The sequence below is a fragment of the Mesorhizobium sp. M7A.F.Ca.ET.027.03.2.1 genome (assembly GCF_003999175.1).
Classification (GTDB): domain Bacteria; phylum Pseudomonadota; class Alphaproteobacteria; order Rhizobiales; family Rhizobiaceae; genus Mesorhizobium.
The window spans coordinates 1-2,576 of the sequence record NZ_RZOM01000897.1 but is presented as its reverse complement, the minus strand read 5'-3'; the positions used below and the strand labels follow the sequence as shown (position 1 = coordinate 2,576).

The window sequence follows — 2,576 nt, the reverse complement described above, 5'->3', positions numbered from 1 at the left end:
CTGCAAGATCTTCCTCGTCGGCCGGCTGGAACAGCACCTCAGCCAGACCCCCTGCACGGAACCAGGTGATCTTGTCCATCTCGGCGTTCGGCGTCAGGCGGCCGCGCAGGCCGGCAAGCCGGTCGCCCAGTCTGTCGATCAGGGCCTGGCCGTGCATCATGAGACGGTCCCGCCAAGCTCCTTGGGCAATGCATAGGCCCATTGGGTGATGTTGCCGGCGCCCAGGAAGACGACGAAGTCACCCGGCTTTGCCAGATCACGGATGACGGGCGCGATCGCCGCCGGCCCCTCGATGTAGCGTGCGTCGCGATGGCCGCCGGCGCGGATGCGCGACACCAGCGCGTCCGAGCTGACGCCGTCGATCGGCTCTTCGCCGGCCGCGTACACCGGCGCCACCATCACCGTGTCGGCGTCGTTGAAGCAGGTGGAAAACTCGTTGAACAGATCATGCAGCCGGGTGAAGCGGTGCGGCTGGGCAACGGCGATGACGCGACCTTGGGTGGCGCTGCGCGCCGCCTTCAGCACCGCCGAGATCTCGACCGGATGGTGGCCGTAATCGTCGAATATTTCGACGCCGTCCCACGAACCGGTATGGGTGAAGCGGCGCTTGACGCCGGCGAAGGACGACAGGCCCTTCTTGATCGCCTCGGCCGACAGGCCGAGCTCATGCGCGACCGCGATCGCTGCCGTCGCGTTGGAGACGTTGTGGCGGCCGGGCATCGGCAGGCGCAGGCCTGCTATGACAGTCTGGCCGCCTGTCTTGCGGTCGCGGATCACCACGTCGAATTCCGAAATGGCACCTGCCATGCGGTGATTGGTAAAGCGCACGTCGGCCTGCGCATTCTCGCCATAGGTGATGACCCGGCGGTCCTCGATGCGGCTGACCAGTGCCTGCACCTCGGGGTGATCGGTGCACATCACGCCAAAACCATAGAACGGCACGTTCTCGACGAACTGGCGGAACGCCTCGCGCACCTTGTCGAAGCTGCCATAGTGATCGAGATGCTCGGGATCGATGTTGGTGACGACCGCGATCTCGGCCGGCAGTTTCAGGAAAGTGCCGTCGCTTTCGTCGGCCTCGACCACCATCCATTCGCCGTCGCCCATGCGGGCATTGGTGCCATAGGCATTGATGATGCCGCCATTGATGACGGTCGGATCGAGCCCGCCGGCATCGAGCAAGGTCGCCACCATCGAGGTCGTCGTTGTCTTGCCATGCGTGCCGCCGATCGCCACCGCCTGGCGAAAGCGCATCAGCTCGGCCAGCATTTCGGCCCGGCGCACGATCGGCAGCAGCTTTTCGCGCGCGGCCTTCAGCTCCGGATTGGATTTCTTGATCGCCGTCGAGACGACCACCACCTCGGCGTCACCGAGATTTTCGGCCCTATGGCCGACGAAGCATTCGATGCCCTTGTCGCGCAGCCGCTGCACATTGGCGCTTTCGGCCTGGTCGGACCCTTGCACCTTGTAGCCGAGATTGTGCAGCACTTCGGCAATGCCGCTCATGCCGATGCCGCCAATGCCGATGAAATGCACAAGGCCGATGGTCTGCGGCATCTTCATGCTTGCGTCCCCTTCCTGAAATCCGAAACGGTTTTTTTGGACGCAATAGCCTCTGTAAGATCAGCGAGCAACCGTGCCGCGTCCGGCCTCCCGGCCGATTTCGCACCCGCCGCCATCACCGTCAGCCGATCGGGGTCTTCCATCAGCTCGCCGATGAGCGCTGCGATGCGTTCGGACGAGAGCGAGGATTGCGGATGCACTTCGCCGCCGCCGGCAGCGGCAAGGGCCGCCGCGTTCGCCGCCTGATCGTGGTCGAGCGCATAGGGGTAAGGCACCAGCAGCGCCGGCCGGCCGATGACGGCGATCTCCGAGACGGTCGAGGCGCCGGAGCGCGAGATCACCAGGTGCGCAGCCGCCATGCGCTGCGCCATGTCGGTGAAGAAGGGCGAGACCTCGACGGCGACGCCAAGCGCGGCATAGGCCGCCTTGACCCGCGCCACGTCATCCGCGCGCGCTTGTTGGGTGATCACCAGCCGCTTGCGCTGTGCGTCGGAAAGCAGCGCGATGGCTCCCGGCACGGCATCGGAAAAGAACTGGGCGCCCTGGCTGCCGCCGAACACCAGCAGGCGGAACGGCTGTTCCCCGGTCGATGCCGCATAATTCATCCTGGCCGCTTCCAGCACGGCCGGCCTGACCGGATTGCCTGTCGTCACCGTCTTCACACCGGCAGCACTGGTGTCCTGCGGCAGGAAGCCGCCGGCGATGGCATCGACACGGCCGGCCAGCGCCCGGTTGGCGCGCCCCATCACCGCGTTCTGCTCATGGATCAGCGTCGGCACCTTGCGCCGTGTCGCCGCGTAGAGCGGCGGCAAGGTTGGATAGCCGCCGAAGCCGACGACGGCATCCGGCTTGATCCTGCCGATGACGGCGGAAGCCTGGCGCACGCCGCGCCAGATTTTCCAGAAGGCACCAAGCAGGGCAAAAGGGTTTTTCGAGCCCATCGTCGCCGACTGGATCGGGTGGACGGCGGCGGCCGGAAAATGGCCGGCGAAACGCTCCGCACGGTCGTCGGT

Annotated in this window: 2 protein-coding genes and 1 pseudogene; all 3 read right to left on the bottom strand. The window is 65.8% G+C overall.

The genetic code is table 11. From position 1 onward, the window contains the following. A pseudogene (locus EN750_RS41030) lies at positions 1-160 on the bottom strand (UDP-N-acetylenolpyruvoylglucosamine reductase); the annotation flags it as partial. Further along, complete coding sequence (gene murC / locus EN750_RS28620) at positions 157-1,563, bottom strand: UDP-N-acetylmuramate--L-alanine ligase (RefSeq protein ID WP_127398761.1); 1,407 nt, start codon at positions 1,561-1,563, stop codon at positions 157-159. The gene murC and the pseudogene EN750_RS41030, both read right to left, overlap by 4 nt. Continuing rightward, a partial coding sequence (locus tag EN750_RS28615; RefSeq protein WP_145967993.1) for a UDP-N-acetylglucosamine--N-acetylmuramyl-(pentapeptide) pyrophosphoryl-undecaprenol N-acetylglucosamine transferase occupies positions 1,560-2,576 on the bottom strand: 1,017 nt, incomplete at its 5' end. The genes murC and EN750_RS28615, both read right to left, overlap by 4 nt.